This is a genomic window from Methyloprofundus sedimenti, assembly GCF_002072955.1.
GTDB classification, from domain to species: Bacteria; Pseudomonadota; Gammaproteobacteria; order Methylococcales; family Methylomonadaceae; genus Methyloprofundus; species Methyloprofundus sedimenti.
The window spans coordinates 1591567-1607847 of the sequence record NZ_LPUF01000001.1 but is presented as its reverse complement, the minus strand read 5'-3'; the positions used below and the strand labels follow the sequence as shown (position 1 = coordinate 1607847).

The window sequence follows — 16281 nt, the reverse complement described above, 5'->3', positions numbered from 1 at the left end:
CTTGCTATAAAAAATACATTTTGGCGATAATTCAACAGCTATATTCTCGGATAAAACTTTCTCATGATCAATGATAACAACAATGCTTTTTTAAATTCTTCCATAGAAGAAACTAAAATTTCTGTCAAAGAACTAGAAGTTGGTATGTATGTCTCAAGACTTGACCGCTCTTGGTTAGAAACTAATTTTTTATTTCAAGGGTTTGAATTAAAAACCCTATCTGACATACAAGAAGTTCGAAATCAATGCGACTATGTATTTATTGATCTTGCAAAACAAAACAAATCTATACGCCTTGCGGCGAGAAACACCCCCTACTCTAAAGGCTGGTTAGAGGATCGCAAAGCTCCCGCCAGTAAAACCAGCTTTGAGCAAGAATTTTCCTATTCAGAATTAGTTTATAGTAAAACTAGCAGTTTGGTAAAAAGCTTTATGGAGAATGCCTCTCTAGGTAAAGCACTTAATGTAGCGATTGCCAAAACAGCTGTCTCGGAATGTGTAAACAGCATCATCAACTCACCTGATGCGTTAATGTGGTTAACACAATTAAAAAATAAAGATGAGTACACTTCGCAGCACAGCATGAATGTCTGCATCTATTCCATTGCCCTTGGAAGGCAACTTGGCCTTTCGACACCTGAGCTCGAGGAACTAGGTTTATGCGGCATGATGCATGATATGGGAAAAATGCAAATCCCTTTAGAAATTCTCAATAAACCTGGACGCTTTGAACCTGAAGAACTAGCAATAATGCAATCACACCCAACTCGCGGCTGGAAATTACTTATATCAAGTCACGGCATGCCAGGAAGCGCAATTGATGCTTGCTACGGCCACCATGAGCGCATGGACGGCAAAGGCTACCCAAGAGGCTTAACAGCTGAACAAATCGCACCATATACCCGTATTGTCACCATTGCTGATATTTACGACGCGCTCAGCAGCGACCGCGTATACAAAAAAGGTATAACTCACTTAGAATCCATCAAAATATTGTACCAAGCAAGTGGCGATCAACTAGACTCGAGTTTAGTCCTTAAGTTTATAGAAAGCTTGGGGATTTATCCGCCAGGAAATATTGTAGAGCTTAGTAATGGAGAAGTTGCCGTCATCATCGAAACCAATCCCGTTAAAAAACTAAAACCTAAGATCACCATGCTATTAGATGAAAATAAGAAGCGCGTTAAGCCACGTTTAGTTGATCTAGCCAAATTAGACTTGGATGCTAACGGCCAGCCTTACGCGATAAAACGCATACTAAGACCCGGAGACTATGACATTGACCTTAACCTATTATATAAAATGGGAATTGTAAGCAGCAGCTTAGCTACTGCCTAATAAATTAAGACAAAGTCATTCAAGAAACAGACTTATATGATGCCATTTCTGTCTCCTAAAATATAAATTTTACAGGCGACAGGTATGTTGACATAGGGGGGTATGTCAGAAATGTCGTCATCAAACATCTGTCACTCGAGTTGCAATTTTTGATAAAACACGAACACCCCTTAAAACTTGGTTTGAGGCTGCTTGGCATATGACAACAGCAAAAAATGGTTTATCAGCTAAAACACTGCAACGAACATTAGGTACAAGCTATCTTACCGCTTGGAATATGCTTCACCGGTTTCGTATTTCTATGGTGAGGATCGAACGGGAACAGCTCTCTGGTATTGTTGAGATCGATGAAAGTCTTGCTGGTGGTATCCATCATGGCGGGAAAAGAGGGCGTGGATCTGATAAAGCAATTGTTGTAATAGCTGTTGAAATCAAAGAGCCTATGGGGTTTGGCCGAATTCGGATGCGTCATATATCGCATGCATCAGGAGATGAGTTGGTCCCGTTTGTCTGTGATGTAATTTCTCCAGGTTCTGTTGTACAAACTGATGGCTGGAACGGCTATAATGAGTTGTAACATAATGGTTATGTACACCAAGAGAAGTTTCTTTCTGCTGGCGAAGATCCCGCACACGTAGTTATGCCAGGTGTTCACCGAATAGCAAGTTTGCTCAAGCGGTGGATTCTCGGTACACACCAAGGGGCAGTGCGATCTGAACATCTGCAGTCTTATTTGGAAGAATTTACATTTCGGTTTAACCGTCGGGAATCATGTAGTCGGGGATTGTTTTTCCAGAGACTGCTTGAGCAAGCAATTGTTACAGAACCCATTATTGGAGCAGAAATAGCTCATGGATTTGACTGGCAGCACCACAATATATAGTAGGTGGAGGCGCTAATCGTACACCTCCTTTTAATCAACTCCATGCGGAACTTCTTGATAAAATTTGAAATTATTTTTCCCTTTGTTTTTGGCATAATACATAGCAAAATCCGCTTTTTTAATAAGTGCTTCGGAGTCTTGTGCATCAAGAGGATAGATAGCAATACCCATACTTGCACCAATATAAATATCATTCCCTTTAAAAGGAAGAGGTGATTGAATTGACGTAATTATTTTTTCAGCAACAACGTTTATATCGGACGTGAGATTAATATTTTCTACCAAAATAAGAAATTCATCTCCCCCTAAACGGCTTACGGTATCCTCTTTGCGCATCATACCTAAAAGCCGCGTAGCGACAGTCTGCAGCACACTATCGCCTGCTTCGTGGCCAAAGGTATCGTTAGCCTGTTTAAAATCATCAAGGTCAAGAAATAAAATAGCCATCTTGTTTTTCTTTCGGCTCGCTCTTTCTATAGCATGACTCAGACGATCCAGAAACAGTGAGCGGTTTGGAAGGTCTGTTAAAGGATCATGATAAGCCTTATATTTAATTTCATCTTTGTTTCGCTGATAATCTGTTACATCCTGAGTTACTGCTACATAATGCTCAAGGTTATCTTTGGCGTCTTTGATGGCAGATATAGAGGTTAATTGCGGGTAAAGCTCTCCGTTTTTACGACAGTTCCAAAAAACACCTTTCCAATGGCCTTTTTCCACAAGGCTGTGCCAAAAATTACGATAATACGTCTTATCATGCTTATTAGATTTTAAAACTTTAGGATTATTACCAATAGCTTCCTCTAAGGAATACCCCGTTATTTTTGTAAATGCAGGATTAACCGAGACAATTATTCCCTTAGGGTCGGTAACCACGATACCTTCATTGGCGCTTTTGATAATCTCAGCGGCTAAACGTAGTTGCTTTTCAGTCTTTTTACGTGTGTCTAACTCTAATTCGAGGCTGTGATTGATACGTTTTATCTCAGCTGTACGCTGTTCCACTAGCTGTTCAAGGTGCTCTCGGTATTTTAGTAATTCATCTTCAGTATGCTTGCGTTCAGTGATATCCCTGACTATAGCAACAAAACGTCCACGCTCACCTTTAGTTGACACCAGCTGAAGCAATATTTCCACCGGAATCAGACTGCCATCTTTATGCTGGTGTACTGTTTGAAAAGTAAGCGCCTTTTTTGTACCATCCAACAAAGGAGAGACTAGCATCAAAAAATTTTCCCTATTAAAATCAGGCTTTATATTCAGGGGAGTATACTCAAGCAGCTCATCTCTACTAAATCCTAACTGATCAATGGCGCCTTGATTTACATAAAAAAACTTCAGGCTTTCGGAGTCAAACATAAAAATACAGTCAAGGGTTTGGTCTAATGTAACCTGAAAGCGTTGAAGTTCTAACTCAGAGTGGCTTAGGGAAAAAATGCCAATATAATATTCAATTACCTTTTGTCCATTATAAATGCATATAATTGTCAGCCATTCAGTATAGGTTGCTCCGCTTTTATTACGATTAATAACTTTCCCTGCCCAATAGCCATTGTTTTTTAGTTCATCCCACATCTCTTTATAAAACGAACTATCATGGATATATGAAGATAGTACAGAAGGGTTTTTTCCCTGAATATCCTGCAAAGCATACCCTGTGATTTCTGTAAATGCGGTGTTTATATTAATAATTTCATTATCTTGATTGGTAATACAAATGCCTTCCTTCATATTTTCAATAATTAGAGCTTGTAAAGCATTCTTTTGTTGTTCAGATTTTATTTTTAGTTGTAAGTGAAAATGTTTAATTGCCCGCTCTATCAATAATGGTAACGACTCTAAATAATGGTTAGCTACATCCTTTATCACATACTCATCAATACCCGCCCTAATTGCTTTAACGGCTAATAATTCATTGCCATTCCTTGCCATTAAAACAGTTGGTACTGATATTTTTTTATGTATCGGATGTTGCAGGAATTCAAAACCACTCATACCTGGTAAGTTGAAATCCGCAATGATTAGGCTAACCTGGTCACTGATAAGGTAACCCAAGGCATCTTCTGCCATCGAAAATCTGATAATTTCATATCGAAAGTCCTTAAGAGTTAAACAAATAGCTAAATAGTCGTCATCACTATCTTCAACTAACAATATTTTTTTATTATCTTCTGATCTCATAATTTAATCCTTATCGTTCGCTTAATTTTACCCTTAGTTCGTGAAATTATGGGATATTATTCAATATTTTCCATGCAACCAAAGTTACAGATTCAGCGCGCCACTATTTTTCGGGAAAGCTGCGACGGGGTCCGTCCGCTCTCCGCAGCGAAAAATTGCGTGGCATCTCCATGCCTGTGGCGGCCCGCGTTCGCCCTGCGTACGTACCGCTTCGCCATACCATCGTAGAACAAATTGGGTCACATATGGTCCGCCCCGTATTGCAAGTAATATTTGTTGGTAACATAAAGAAATATTGCTTCTCACAAATGAGGTCACTTTTTAACGTTACACAGCGTTTAAAAATTGCGGTGGTCAGAGCAGCTAAGGTGCACAGTGGCCTATCCAAACGAAGCATATCGCCACACATGATTAGTCATACCACAGTAATGCATCTCCTAAAGTCAGGAGTAGATTTTAGTGTCATTGCATTGTGGTTGGGACACGAGAGCATGACCACTAAGTATCGGTACGTCGAGGCTGACTTGGCAATGAAGAGAAGGCATTGCCAAGGCTTCAGGAACCCGGTGCAAAGATGTCCTCTATAATCCACTTGATGATGCACTAATGCAGTTTCTTCAAGCCTTGTAACTATATAGTGAACTATGTGTAGGCACAGCAGGCCTAATGCCTTTCGGGATAGGGGGCGGACCGCAATTTGCGGTTGCAACTTAACATAGTTGAGTTCTACACATAGGGGTCGATGACAGCCGATTAGTTATACTTCGCATGGCCGCGCGAAGTATATATTAGGCTAGCTCCACAGACTCATTACAATATTCTCAAATTAAACCAAAACGACCTGTTTTTTATCACATTATTTTCAGAGAGGCTGGCACAGTTTTTTATGTCCCTCTTCTACACTAGATCAACTCAAATTACTCTTTCCATCGCCATTAAAAGCATATAACCCTCTTACCCCATCTTAGTCACCTATACTGTAAATTCCCCATTGTTTCAATGAGTTAAATTTTTTAATCGGTCTCAGTTGGCACTACAGATTTCATATCAACGATTGTTTTATATTTTCCTATTGGGTCGGGGTTAATGTTCAAAGCAGTGTATATTTGTTTTTGCCTGGCTTCCGCCTTGCTTGTGGTTCGCAGATGAATGAGGGTACCGCTGTCTGTAGGCAAGGTGATGATTAGACGCTGTTGAGTTGACATAATAGTGAGAATGCTGTCCCAGCTTAAGTGAATTCCCTACAATCTGAGTTGGTGGCGCAGTGTATGCACAAGATGGTAAGCCAATAAGGTGATGAATAAGTGACCGGTGACTCGGTCTTCTTTTTGATGGTAGACAGGTCGCAAACCCAGTTCGGTTTTCAGACTTTTAAAGGTGGCTTCAATTTCGGTCAGCAGGGTATACGTTGTCCAGAGCTGCTCTTCCGACCAGTCAGGAATATTTGTTCTTAGGCAGTAGACACCACAGTGCTTATCTTTTTGGTCGCTTTCTGCTTTACGTTTCCAGTCTATGCGGGTGGCTTTGCTTTTTGTGTCGTCAGCGGTCACGTCAATGATGTAATCTGCGGCAACGCGACTATGTTTTTCGCGTAACCGGCCAATACGTTCCAGTATTTTATCGTATTTCTTAATAGTGCCTTTTTTGTTCAAGCCTTCGTGCAGCTTTGTCAGCGCCTCTTCCAGGCGAACATCGAAGCGGTTACGGATGCCTTGTTCTTTTTTTGATTTGAGGTCCGAGTGACAATAGAGTCGGGTTTCCTTTGTTTCCGTATCGACTTCACGATAAACAATGACACGATTGTCCTGAGTCTCTCTGAACGTTACCGGAGAGCCTTGTTCTCTAGGATCTTTGACGTGTCGCTCTCGACTGACGACAAGATAATGATAGTCTTGCTTGATGAGCCAGGCAATATTGTCGGCACTGGCAATACCGGCATCCATGATGACTACGGGTTTTGTTTGATTGAATGGATCTTTGTCTCGGAGCCCGTCCAGCATCAATTCCAAAGTGGCAGGCTGGTGCTGCCATAATCATGATCCAGCAACTCGCCCAATCCTGTCCTGTTTTGCAGCCAGTCATGTGTGTACAATTCACTGCCGGGTAAAACCGCACAACCTATAATGCTCCCCAATGCTGCTGCAATATCCCGTTTATTAAAGCCGAGAGCTGAGAGCTTTTCATCAAGTTGCAATTGCTGTGCAGCGTGCAACACCAAGGTTTCTGCACCGATGCTGCGAGCATTAATGGCTTCAACATGATGAATGTCAATACAATGATAGTCCCGCGTTGTTTTTTTCGAAGTGAGCGGTTTTAGACAGTTTTGCCGTGATCAGGGTGCTATAACGTTGAGCTGTTGCTTCCAGACGTTGATTTAAGTCATCAGCCAAATCAAACAATTCCTCTTGACGAGAAACCGAGCCTTGTTGTAACTGTTCTATTCTGGCAGTCAACAAGGGCCAATGTTCTTGCTCAATAGTAAAGTCCGCACCGATATTAAGTAAGGTGCGCTGCTTGACCTGATGGCCTATGCGGACTGACTCAACAATACGATACGTATAATAAGCGTTACCGTCTTCCAGGTTTTTGTTTTGGTTCGTCGAATATACATACGGTTAGCATCGTCGAAAAAACCAGAGAAATGCAATAGGGTGACGAAACTAAAATGGCACTACAAAAGGCTTTCAAAAAACAATCTTTGATTTTAAAGGTGTTTTTTTGGTGGAAATAAAGCGCGAACGATAAATCAATGACTTATATTGGTGGCAGCTGCGAAGATGGGTTACGTGATCTGCTATATTTTTTCCAGCATTCAACTAAGTTAAAAACTTCCATAAGCATTTTAACTAAAGGTTATAATACCGCCTTGAAAATAATAATAAACTGCAAGATTTTGCACATAAGACATAAAGGGCCAGGCAATGCTTGAAATTGAATATGAATTCGGTGATAGAGATTTAGTTCATTACAATGAATTACAGATTGATCAATCAGAAGATTTACAAAAAAAGTTAAAAAGAAACCGTCTGGTTTTCCCGGGGATATTAGCACTTTTTGGTCTGTTTCTTTGGAATTATTATGATGATTTTCGTACCGCTTTGTATATTGTTACTATTTCTGTTTGCTGGGCTATTGTTATCCCACAAATTATTATTTTGAGTTTTCGTAAACAAATACTAAAAAGCTATACCGAAGAAGAAAAAAAGGCCATGTTTGGCCATTATACTTTAAGAATTGACCCTACAGCCTTAGCCGAAAAGTCTCCCAGTGGTAAAAATAAAATGCCCTGGAAAACTATCCTGCGTATCGAACATATCCGTGATTATGTTCATATCGTACTGGAAAACGGCGCAGCACTGGTTATTCCGATAGAAAAGGTTTCATCTGGAGATATAAAGGCATTCACCAAACAAGTGAAAAAAATGATCGACCTCTACGGATAAAACACGCATTAATATATAGGAAATCGGAGGCCTCACTTTATAACAAGGCCTCCTGGCTTATTGCTCACCTTTCCTATCAGGAAACTCCAGATACCTAATTTTTATTAAACTTTTACAACACACCCTCACGCTTTTGTATGTAATACCTGCATGCATCAACACAGTCTGGTTTACTGCTAAATGGACCACTGATCATCTCAATCGTAAAAAACCACCAACCTTGTTGATTAATATAGTAACGGTCTTGCGGCTTAAATACAGGGCTATGTTGTTTCTTTGTCTTTACCATACTGTTTATGCTCAATTTTAAAAATATATCCTTACGCCGTGGCACACGCGTGTTATTAGCCAATACCTCGTTTACATTACACAAAGGACAGAAAGTCGGTATTACCGGCGCAAATGGTGTCGGAAAATCCAGCTTGTTTGCGCTACTACGTAATGAATTGCACCTTGATGCCGGGGATTTTACCATGCCTCCTCAGTTAGAAGTTGCTCATGTTGCTCAGGAAACACCCGCAGTAGCACAAGCCGCAATCGAATATATTATCGATGGTGACCAGGAATTGCGCAGAATACAACAAGCCATTAATAAAGCTGAACAAGACAATAACGGCTTAAAGCAAGCTGAATTATTTTCTAAAATGGACGTCATCGGTGGCTATACAGCAACTGCAAGAGCAGCCCGGTTAATGAATGGTTTAGGCTTTAAACAACCTCAGGAACAACTTAGCGTCAGCACCTTTTCCGGTGGCTGGCGTATGCGTTTGAATCTGGCTCAGGCCCTGATGTGTCGATCAGATGTACTATTACTCGATGAACCAACTAACCATTTAGACCTGGATGCTGTTATCTGGTTACAGGACTGGTTGTGTAAATATCCCGGTACATTATTGCTAATTTCCCATGATCGTGAATTTCTGGACAGCATTACAGACCATATTGTGCATATAGAAAATCAAGTAGGTGTCATTTACACAGGAAACTACTCAGCCTTTGAAAAAATACGTGCTGAAAAGTTAGCCCTACAACAATCCTCTTTTGAAAAACAGCAACGTGAAATTACTCATATCCAGAGCTTTATAACTCGATTCCGCGCTCAGGCCACCAAGGCAAAACAGGCACAAAGTCGTATAAAATCTTTACAACGCATGGAGTTAATTGCTCAGGCACATGTAGATTCGCCTTTTCATTTCAGCTTTCCACCACCAGGAAAACTACCCAATCCTATGATTAAGCTGGAAAATATTGGTATAGGCTATGGCGAAACGAACATATTAAATAATATTAATTTATTTATTTCCCCGGGTGACCGGATTGGTTTATTAGGGCCAAACGGTGCAGGTAAATCTACCTTAATTAAAGTATTAGCTAATGAACTCGATATAAACACCGGAGAAATTCAGTTTGCTGACACCTTGAAATTGGGCTATTTCGCCCAGCATCAATTAGAACAACTCAATCTGGAAGAAAGTCCTCTCTGGCATTTACAGAAAATTAACCCTAAAGCAACAGAAAAGCAATTAAGAAATTTCCTTGGCGGATTTAATTTTAAGGATGATAAAATATTTGACCCAATCGCTCCCTTTTCAGGCGGAGAAAAGGCGCGTTTAGTGCTTGCGCTACTGGTCTATCAAAATCCTAATCTATTATTGCTGGATGAACCGACTAACCACCTAGATCTAGAAATGCGTCACGCACTGAGCGTCGCCCTGCAAGATTACCAGGGTGCAATTATTATCGTCTCGCATGACAGGCATATGCTGCGCTCGGTTACCGATCAGCTATATTTGGTTGCAAATGGCACAGCCTCGGCTTTTGATGGTGATCTAGACGATTACCGCTTATGGCTAAACGAACAAAAACTCCTGAGCAATAATAACTCTGGAGACACTTCGAACACATCCAGCATTAATAAAAAAGAACAACGTAAATTAGATGCTGAACGACGTAAAACATTAAAACCTCTGTATGATGCATTAAAAAAAGCTGATAAAGCATTGGAAAAATATCATCAACAACAAAAAGACCTGGAGAATCAATTAACCGATACCAGTCTGTATGATGAAGCTAATAAATCGCGCTTAAAACAAGTTCTACAAGAGAAAGCACTGGTCGACTCAGCTTTGGAAGAAACCGAGATAGAATGGATAGAGATTAGTGAACAGCTTGAGGCAAGTGAGGATTAAAGCTGGAATTCGAAGTCCATCTAGTTGGCATTACCAGAAAAGTGGCGATTAGACATAAATTTTTACTGTCTCGAAAAAACCTGAACAATTTCTGGATGATAATTCAAGATTTGATTCTGCACTTTTGAAAACAGACTCAAAGAGCAATTGCTTCTAATGTATATTAGAAATAATTGCTCTATAGTGACAGGCTTTGATTATTTACACTTTACATAATCTAATTTAATTCCATCTTTTCTCATACGATCATGTGCTTTTGTTTCAGCAACGGCTGTCTTTGAAGCTTCTACCTTGATAGCAGGACCTACCGGAGCGCCATTAAAATATCCAGTACATTCAAATGTTTCAGCAAATGTAACAGAACTTATTAACATTAATGCTAAACCAGCGATAAGCTTTTTCATTTTAATATCTCCACGCCCTCTTTATTACAGTTTTGCAGACCTAGGGCATATAAAATGTCTGCATAAAAAATAACCAAGTAATTTAGCTATTTAATATATTATACCTTTAATAATGAAGCTTATCTGCCTTTCCTCAGTCAGTAAGGAGTATTCATTTTAATTCTGGTATTTATCGTCCCTATGCTCTGAATTATTTATTATTTTGATTCTTAGATAAATAAAACAGGCGTAAGCTATTTCATCTTATTTTATTAGACTTTTGCTTTCCTGAATACTCAGGTTAAAAGCTTGTAGTGAAAAATAAAAGAAACAATGCCTAAATCGTCATTTTTTTCATTGTATAAAACATTTCAGAGCCAGTTTAGAGGCCACTTCAACCTTTTACCATGTGCCAGAAATAAAAAAAGCCACCTGCTTAACAGCAGGCGGCTTTCCTCAAAAGCTATATAATCGAGCTAGACAAGCAAGCTCGACATGATTACTTATTTTTTTGCTGCTTTAGCTTTATTACGTTCTTGAACTTCTTTAATAACTTCCTCAGCAACGTTTTTAGGGCATGGCAGGTAATGTGAAAATTCCATAGAGAATTGTCCACGGCCTGATGTCATTGTGCGTAAATCACCAATATAACCAAACATTTCACTTAAAGGCACATCTGATTTAATACGTACACCCGTAACACCGGCATCTTGTGATTTGATCATACCACGACGGCGATTTAAATCACCAATAACATCACCAACATGAGAGTCTGGAGTAAAGGTATCAACTTTCATAATGGGTTCAATTAACTGAGGACCCGCTTTAGGAATCGATTGACGAAACGCAGATTTCGCAGCAATTTCAAATGCAATTGCTGATGAATCGACCGCGTGAAAGCCACCATCCAATAAAGTTACTTTAAAGTCTAAACAAGGAAAACCGGCTAAAACACCTTGATCAATCATGCTTTTAAAGCCTTTTTCAACCGCTGGCCAGAATTCTCTAGGCACGTTACCACCGGTTACAGCAGACTCAAATACGAAACCTGAACCTGGTTCACCTGGTTCAATTCTATAATCAATTTTACCAAATTGACCAGAACCACCTGATTGTTTTTTGTGTGTATAGCTATCTTCAACCGTTTGGGTAATGGTTTCACGATAAGCCACCTGTGGTTTGCCGACTTCTACATCAATGCCGTAAGTACGTTTTAGAATATCAACTTTAATATCTAAGTGTAACTCACCCATTCCTCTAAGAATTACTTCACCACTTTCTTCATCTGTTTCAACTCGGAAGGAAGGATCTTCAGCGACCATTTTACCAATCGCTATACCCATTTTTTCAGAACCGGCTTTATCTTTAGGTGCAACAGCAAGCGAGATAACAGGATCAGGGAATACCATAGGCTCTAATGTTGCCGGGAATTTAGGATCACACAGAGTATGACCTGTCTGTACGTTTTTCATGCCGACAACCGCGATGATATCACCCGCTTGCGCATAATCAATTTCAATACGATCGTTAGCATGCATTTCTACCATACGACCAATACGTTCTGTTTTACCTGTAAAGGTATTTAACAGCGTATCCCCTTTATTCAGTTTACCCGAATAAATCCGGATAAACGTTAAAGCTCCGAAACGGTCATCCATAATTTTGAAAGCCAAGGCACGCAAAGGTTTATTCACATCAACAAGCGCAAATTGACCAGTAGGCACACCCTCTAAATCCACTTCAGGTTGTGGTTGAACTTCAGTTGGGCAAGGCAGGTAATCAACAACCGCATTCAATACTAATTGCACACCTTTGTTTTTAAAAGCAGAACCACAATACGTTGGGAAGAAAGCCAGGCTAATGGTACCTTTACGGATACATGCTTGAATTGTTTCCAGGCTTGGCATTTCGCCATCCAGGTATTTCTCCATCGCTTCATCATCTTGCTCTAATGCCGTTTCGATTAGTTTCTCACGCCATTCAGCGACATCATCCACCATATCAGCAGGAATGTCTTGAATTTCGTAATTCATTGGATCACCTGAGTTATCCCACACCCATGCTTTTTCTGTTAATAAATCAACACAACCAACAAAATTATCTTCAGTACCGATGGGTAAAATCATGACTAATGGGTTTGCACCAAGTACATCTTCAACTTGTTTTACAACGCGGTAAAAATCAGCACCTAAACGGTCAAGTTTATTAACAAAAATAACTCGAGCAACTTCTGAATCATTCGCATAACGCCAGTTAGTTTCTGATTGAGGCTCAACTCCACCCGAACCACAGAATACACCAATACCACCGTCTAGCACTTTTAAAGAACGGTAAACTTCAATTGTAAAGTCAACGTGTCCCGGAGTATCAATAATATTAAAGCGATGACCATTCCAGAAACAAGATGTTGCTGCTGACTGGATAGTTATTCCACGCTCTTGCTCTTGTTCCATGAAATCTGTTGTTGCTGCACCGTCATGTACTTCGCCAAGCTTATGAATTTTACCTGTAAGCTTTAGGATGCGTTCCGTAGTTGTCGTTTTTCCCGCATCAACATGCGCGAAAATACCGATATTTCTATAAAGAGATAAATCTGTCATTGTTGTACTCTAAAAGGTTAGGTATAAAACCATTCTATAATTGATGTTTTACCAATTATTTGGAGCTAAAAATCAGTAATAAATCAGCTATACCTGACACTACCAAGCCCACTATTGAAAAGCCGCCTATTTTACCCTAAATTACAGGTAAAAATACAGGGCAATCGCTAATTAAATTTTATGCACCAAAAGATTGATTTAATAAGTCATTATCTAATTTTCCCGCACGAAAGCTATTGCCCGACTCCACTGCCGTAACAATCACGCTTGCAGGGCTAAATAGCATGCCATCAATTTTGAAAAAATCATATTTTGCATCTTTAAATACCTGAGCAAAAGGTTTACCATAATCTTTAGAAGTAGAGCTAGGTAGCGCAGTGGCCAGTTTTTCTGCTTCTTCATCAGAGCCTTTTACAAACAAATGCACCTGGCCAGCAAATAAAATCGCATCGTTGGTACGCCCCATAGCCTGTACAAAGTCAGGATGCGGAGGACACAGCGGAGCACTACCCATACCATCAAGAATATTTTCCAGAGGAAAATGTAATTCATGTGCTTTGTGCATAGCCACTTCCAATACACGGCCGACCACTTGCACCCCCCCTGCTAAACTGCTTGTTGGGGTAACAATAATAGTGAGCTTATCGAAGTCAACTGCACAGGCCTCAGCAATTTTTTCAACTATTTCCATAGGAGGAATTGCATCATTTTCGATGACTAAAGTGGCTGTTTCAGCAACATCTCTATAGTCTAATTCTTTATATAAATCTTCAACCGGTAAAACCTGACCCTCTTTTTCTTTAGTCGCCATTGCTCTTGCAGGCCCTGAACCTAATGCAAAGTATTTTTCATGCGCCAGACTCCAGCCGGCATACTGACTACCTAAGCAAGCTAGAACTGGATTGCTGGTATGCACATTAACAGTGATCGGCCAATTATCCGTATAAGAACTATGCGCAAGAGATACCGTACCCATGCCGCCCAGACAAATTTCAGTAATAATGCGCCCGGCCTCAAGCCCTCCAGGCACATTAATCCCGGCATCAATAATGGTGCAGCCGTTTTCCAGTTGTTGCACATTCAATCTTAATTTATCTGCATTTTCAATTAATTCTTGTACTAAAGGCCTTGTCAGCTTATTAACGCTCGCCGTGTATTGCATGATGATAATTACCTATTTAATATTATATTTTCAATGTGTATTTGTTTGCTCTTTAACAGGGTAAAAGTCTGCTCAACTGTTGACCCCTGCGCCATGATACTACAAACGGGTTCATCAACCTGAATACTAGTTTTACATTTAGGCCTGTCAAAACTCCATTCTGGCCAGTCGATTCCCTGTTGAATTCTACTTTGTTGCTTTGCATAAACAATTTGAATGGCACGAATCAACTTGGCTTCTGTCGTAATATTTATCCGCCCTGTCCGATGGGCAGTTAACAAATCTAATTCAGGGTATAACATCATGCTCGCAGGGGGGCGTGGATTTATTTCTAAAAAGTAACACCCAGTATTATTGTAAATAAAATCCAGGCTTGCCAGACCTGTTAAGCGAAAATAGCTAACTAACTTTTTTAGCCATTCACATACTGTTTTCTGGTGCTCTACTGCTAAACACGCGTCTGTCATAATACCTGCAAAAGCGAAGTTATCATGGGTTACTGTCCATTGCCGATGAAAACCTATTAGTGTAAATTGCTCACCATCCGCACAAAACAAAACTGAACCGGCCTCTCCCTGGCAAAATTTCTGATAATATTCATCATCTCTTGCGCTTCTTCTACACCAACTAATACCTATTCCACCCACATGATTTGTCGGCTTTATCAACCAGTCAGCACTATTTATCGGAGGATAAAACTGCACTTCAGGATGCGCTATATTCAGGCTATCCAGTCTTTTAAAAAATATTCTGTTAGCTACCAATTGCTTAATGACTGAAAAATCATTACCCGTGACACAAAAATGACCAGCTAGATACTCGAGCGTTTCAGGATGATTTTCCAGTCCGCTACCATAAATAACCCATTGGATTTTATAGCTTAATAATAATTTTTGTACAACTTCCCGAATAACCGCTAAGGACATATTCTTTACTTGCCAGACTTGCTCCGCCAGCTGTTCAGTATCCTGATCTGCAAACAGATCAATAACCAGTGAAATATAACCCGCCGACCTTACTGCATTTGCTAACATCCGCCCTGAATTAGCAATAACCAGGACACCTTGTTGAGCCTGCTTTAGTCTGCCAGTATCTGGAATATCGGACATCAGTTGTTTAGCTCTGAACCTAAGTCCGCTCTACCTGTACTTCACCACCCGTATTTCTGGCACTGACAACTAAAACAGATAGATTTTCACAACACGCAAATTTTTGCTCTACTTGCTGCTTTAACTGTTCAGCCAGGTCGTCACCTTGTACAGCACAAAATCCTGTAGGTCCCCATGATGTCTGCCCTATCGCTACAGCCCCTTGTTGCTGAAGAAACTGCATTGCTGCTGCTACTTCCTGACTGGTAAACACACCGCCCTGCGCACTGGCAAAATGCTCACCAACCGAGGATTGTAACTGAGTAATCACATCGCCAAATAAACCAAGATTATCCTCGGCCAAAGCCGGCAAACCTTGCATCATCAGCAAATAACACAACCGCGCTGCTTCCTGATGCGGAAAAGGAGGAAGTTCTTTAAAGGCTTGTATTTCAGCATCACCATGTAAACCCTGTCCGCGTTTGTCAAATACCAGGATAAAACGCCAATCCTCAGGAACATTCATTCGGGATATAACTGGCGGGGTCAATGTGTGTTCGCCTCGTCCACCATCAACGACCAGCCCTCCCAGCTCAAAAGTAGCAATACCGATTCCTGAGCGTGTGCCACGCGCTGTTAATCTGGCAATATCGCGCACATCAAGCCCTAAGCCATAATAAACACTGATAGCCAGACCCAAAGCAATCGACATTTGTGTTCCCGATCCTAAGCCCACATGCTCCGGGATACTACTAGTTAATTCAAGATGCAGTTTATCCGAGACATTTAATGCCGAACACAATAGTTTGATACTTTTTAAAGCTCGATCAGACGGCATTCCTGTGAGTTTTAGTTGATCAGAATAACCAACAGACAAGCGAGTATTAATTTCATTTAATGCAACACCAATACTACCGAAATGCCGCCCTAATGAACCACTTAAATCGATAAAGCCCATATGCAAACGTGCGGGAGCAATCACTGTAATTTTGTTATGAGTTACTTTCAACGGAC

General features: G+C 40.4%; 14 protein-coding genes and 1 pseudogene. 5 read left to right on the top strand and 10 right to left on the bottom strand.

Translation table 11 applies throughout. The features are described from left to right. The first annotated feature begins 63 nt into the window (after nucleotides 1–63). Together AU255_RS07105 and AU255_RS20715 are read left to right on the top strand one after the other, a co-directional pair. On the top strand, nucleotides 64–1338 hold the full coding sequence (locus AU255_RS07105) for an HD-GYP domain-containing protein (RefSeq protein WP_080522224.1): 1275 nt from the start codon (nucleotides 64–66) through the stop codon (nucleotides 1336–1338). A 94-nt stretch (nucleotides 1339–1432) separates the two neighbouring features. Beyond that, a pseudogene (locus tag AU255_RS20715) lies at nucleotides 1433–2221 on the top strand (IS1595 family transposase); the annotation flags it as partial. A gap of 30 nt (nucleotides 2222–2251) precedes the next feature. On the opposite strand, the gene AU255_RS07090 reads toward AU255_RS20715, so the two are convergent. Further along, on the bottom strand, nucleotides 2252–4402 hold the full coding sequence (locus tag AU255_RS07090) for a PAS domain S-box protein (RefSeq protein WP_080522221.1): 2151 nt from the start codon (nucleotides 4400–4402) through the stop codon (nucleotides 2252–2254). Between the two features lie 170 nt (nucleotides 4403–4572). Between AU255_RS07090 and AU255_RS21340 the strand changes: the two genes are divergently transcribed. Then, nucleotides 4573–4989 (top strand): tyrosine-type recombinase/integrase, encoded by a 417-nt coding sequence (locus tag AU255_RS21340; protein ID WP_408606488.1) that lies wholly within the window; start codon nucleotides 4573–4575, stop codon nucleotides 4987–4989. 654 nt (nucleotides 4990–5643) lie between these two features. On the opposite strand, the gene AU255_RS07075 is transcribed toward AU255_RS21340, so the two are convergent. From AU255_RS07075 to AU255_RS07065, 3 genes are read right to left on the bottom strand one after another with little or no spacing between them, the layout of a single operon-like run. Beyond that, entirely contained in the window at nucleotides 5644–6402 is a 759-nt protein-coding gene (locus AU255_RS07075; RefSeq protein ID WP_080522219.1) for an IS1634 family transposase, read from the bottom strand. After that, nucleotides 6402–6617 (bottom strand): hypothetical protein, encoded by a 216-nt coding sequence (locus AU255_RS07070; protein ID WP_080522218.1) that lies wholly within the window; start codon nucleotides 6615–6617, stop codon nucleotides 6402–6404. The genes AU255_RS07075 and AU255_RS07070 overlap by 1 nt, the downstream gene beginning before the upstream one ends. A 52-nt stretch (nucleotides 6618–6669) precedes the next feature. Further along, a complete protein-coding gene (locus tag AU255_RS07065; RefSeq protein ID WP_143735877.1) occupies nucleotides 6670–6855 on the bottom strand; it encodes a hypothetical protein in 186 nt (61 codons plus the stop codon). Nucleotides 6856–7323: 468 nt separating this feature from the next. Between AU255_RS07065 and AU255_RS07055 the strand changes: the two genes are divergently transcribed. Further along, on the top strand, nucleotides 7324–7845 hold the full coding sequence (locus AU255_RS07055) for a YcxB family protein (protein WP_080522215.1): 522 nt from the start codon (nucleotides 7324–7326) through the stop codon (nucleotides 7843–7845). A gap of 112 nt (nucleotides 7846–7957) precedes the next feature. On the opposite strand, the gene AU255_RS20060 is transcribed toward AU255_RS07055, so the two are convergent. Further along, nucleotides 7958–8134, bottom strand: a complete 177-nt coding sequence (locus AU255_RS20060) for a hypothetical protein (protein ID WP_158083075.1) — start codon at nucleotides 8132–8134, stop codon at nucleotides 7958–7960. A gap of 7 nt (nucleotides 8135–8141) precedes the next feature. Here AU255_RS20060 and AU255_RS07050 point away from each other — a divergent pair, with 7 nt between their 5' ends. Then, nucleotides 8142–10034 (top strand): ATP-binding cassette domain-containing protein, encoded by a 1893-nt coding sequence (locus AU255_RS07050; RefSeq protein ID WP_080522214.1) that lies wholly within the window; start codon nucleotides 8142–8144, stop codon nucleotides 10032–10034. 197 nt (nucleotides 10035–10231) lie between these two features. Here the strand turns inward: AU255_RS07050 and AU255_RS07045 are convergent, their stop codons facing one another. The 5 genes from AU255_RS07045 to AU255_RS07025 form a co-directional block, all read right to left on the bottom strand. Next, the gene (locus AU255_RS07045) at nucleotides 10232–10438 is read right to left on the bottom strand and encodes a hypothetical protein (protein ID WP_080522213.1); all 207 of its coding nucleotides are present in this window, start codon (nucleotides 10436–10438) and stop codon (nucleotides 10232–10234) included. Between the two features lie 482 nt (nucleotides 10439–10920). Further along, nucleotides 10921–13017: an elongation factor G gene (fusA, locus tag AU255_RS07040; protein WP_080522212.1), complete on the bottom strand. Its 2097-nt coding sequence runs from the start codon at nucleotides 13015–13017 to the stop codon at nucleotides 10921–10923. A gap of 178 nt (nucleotides 13018–13195) precedes the next feature. After that, nucleotides 13196–14179, bottom strand: coding sequence for a methenyltetrahydromethanopterin cyclohydrolase (gene mch, locus AU255_RS07035; protein WP_080522211.1), 984 nt, complete (start codon nucleotides 14177–14179; stop codon nucleotides 13196–13198). An 8-nt stretch (nucleotides 14180–14187) separates the two neighbouring features. Beyond that, complete coding sequence (locus AU255_RS07030; protein ID WP_080522210.1) at nucleotides 14188–15288, bottom strand: ATP-grasp domain-containing protein; 1101 nt, start codon at nucleotides 15286–15288, stop codon at nucleotides 14188–14190. A gap of 19 nt (nucleotides 15289–15307) precedes the next feature. Continuing rightward, nucleotides 15308–16276 carry a beta-ribofuranosylaminobenzene 5'-phosphate synthase family protein gene (locus AU255_RS07025; RefSeq protein ID WP_080522209.1) on the bottom strand — a complete coding sequence of 323 codons (969 nt, stop codon included), beginning with the start codon at nucleotides 16274–16276 and terminating at the stop codon, nucleotides 15308–15310. Nucleotides 16277–16281: the final 5 nt, after the last annotated feature.

Bases quoted from the DNA above. Each gene is read 5' to 3' on its own strand.
- AU255_RS07075 (WP_080522219.1), bottom strand. From the start codon at position 6,402: ATGCTGGACGGGCTCCGAGACAAAGATCCATTCAATCAAACAAAACCC.
- AU255_RS07030 (WP_080522210.1), bottom strand. From the start codon at position 15,288: ATGTCCGATATTCCAGATACTGGCAGACTAAAGCAGGCTCAACAAGGT.
- AU255_RS07105 (WP_080522224.1), top strand. From the start codon at position 64: ATGATCAATGATAACAACAATGCTTTTTTAAATTCTTCCATAGAAGAA.
- AU255_RS07045 (WP_080522213.1), bottom strand. From the start codon at position 10,438: ATGAAAAAGCTTATCGCTGGTTTAGCATTAATGTTAATAAGTTCTGTT.
- fusA (WP_080522212.1), bottom strand. From the start codon at position 13,017: ATGACAGATTTATCTCTTTATAGAAATATCGGTATTTTCGCGCATGTT.
- AU255_RS07050 (WP_080522214.1), top strand. From the start codon at position 8,142: ATGCTCAATTTTAAAAATATATCCTTACGCCGTGGCACACGCGTGTTA.
- AU255_RS21340 (WP_408606488.1), top strand. From the start codon at position 4,573: ATGCCTGTGGCGGCCCGCGTTCGCCCTGCGTACGTACCGCTTCGCCAT.
- AU255_RS07090 (WP_080522221.1), bottom strand. From the start codon at position 4,402: ATGAGATCAGAAGATAATAAAAAAATATTGTTAGTTGAAGATAGTGAT.
- AU255_RS07055 (WP_080522215.1), top strand. From the start codon at position 7,324: ATGCTTGAAATTGAATATGAATTCGGTGATAGAGATTTAGTTCATTAC.
- AU255_RS20060 (WP_158083075.1), bottom strand. From the start codon at position 8,134: ATGGTAAAGACAAAGAAACAACATAGCCCTGTATTTAAGCCGCAAGAC.
- mch (WP_080522211.1), bottom strand. From the start codon at position 14,179: ATGCAATACACGGCGAGCGTTAATAAGCTGACAAGGCCTTTAGTACAA.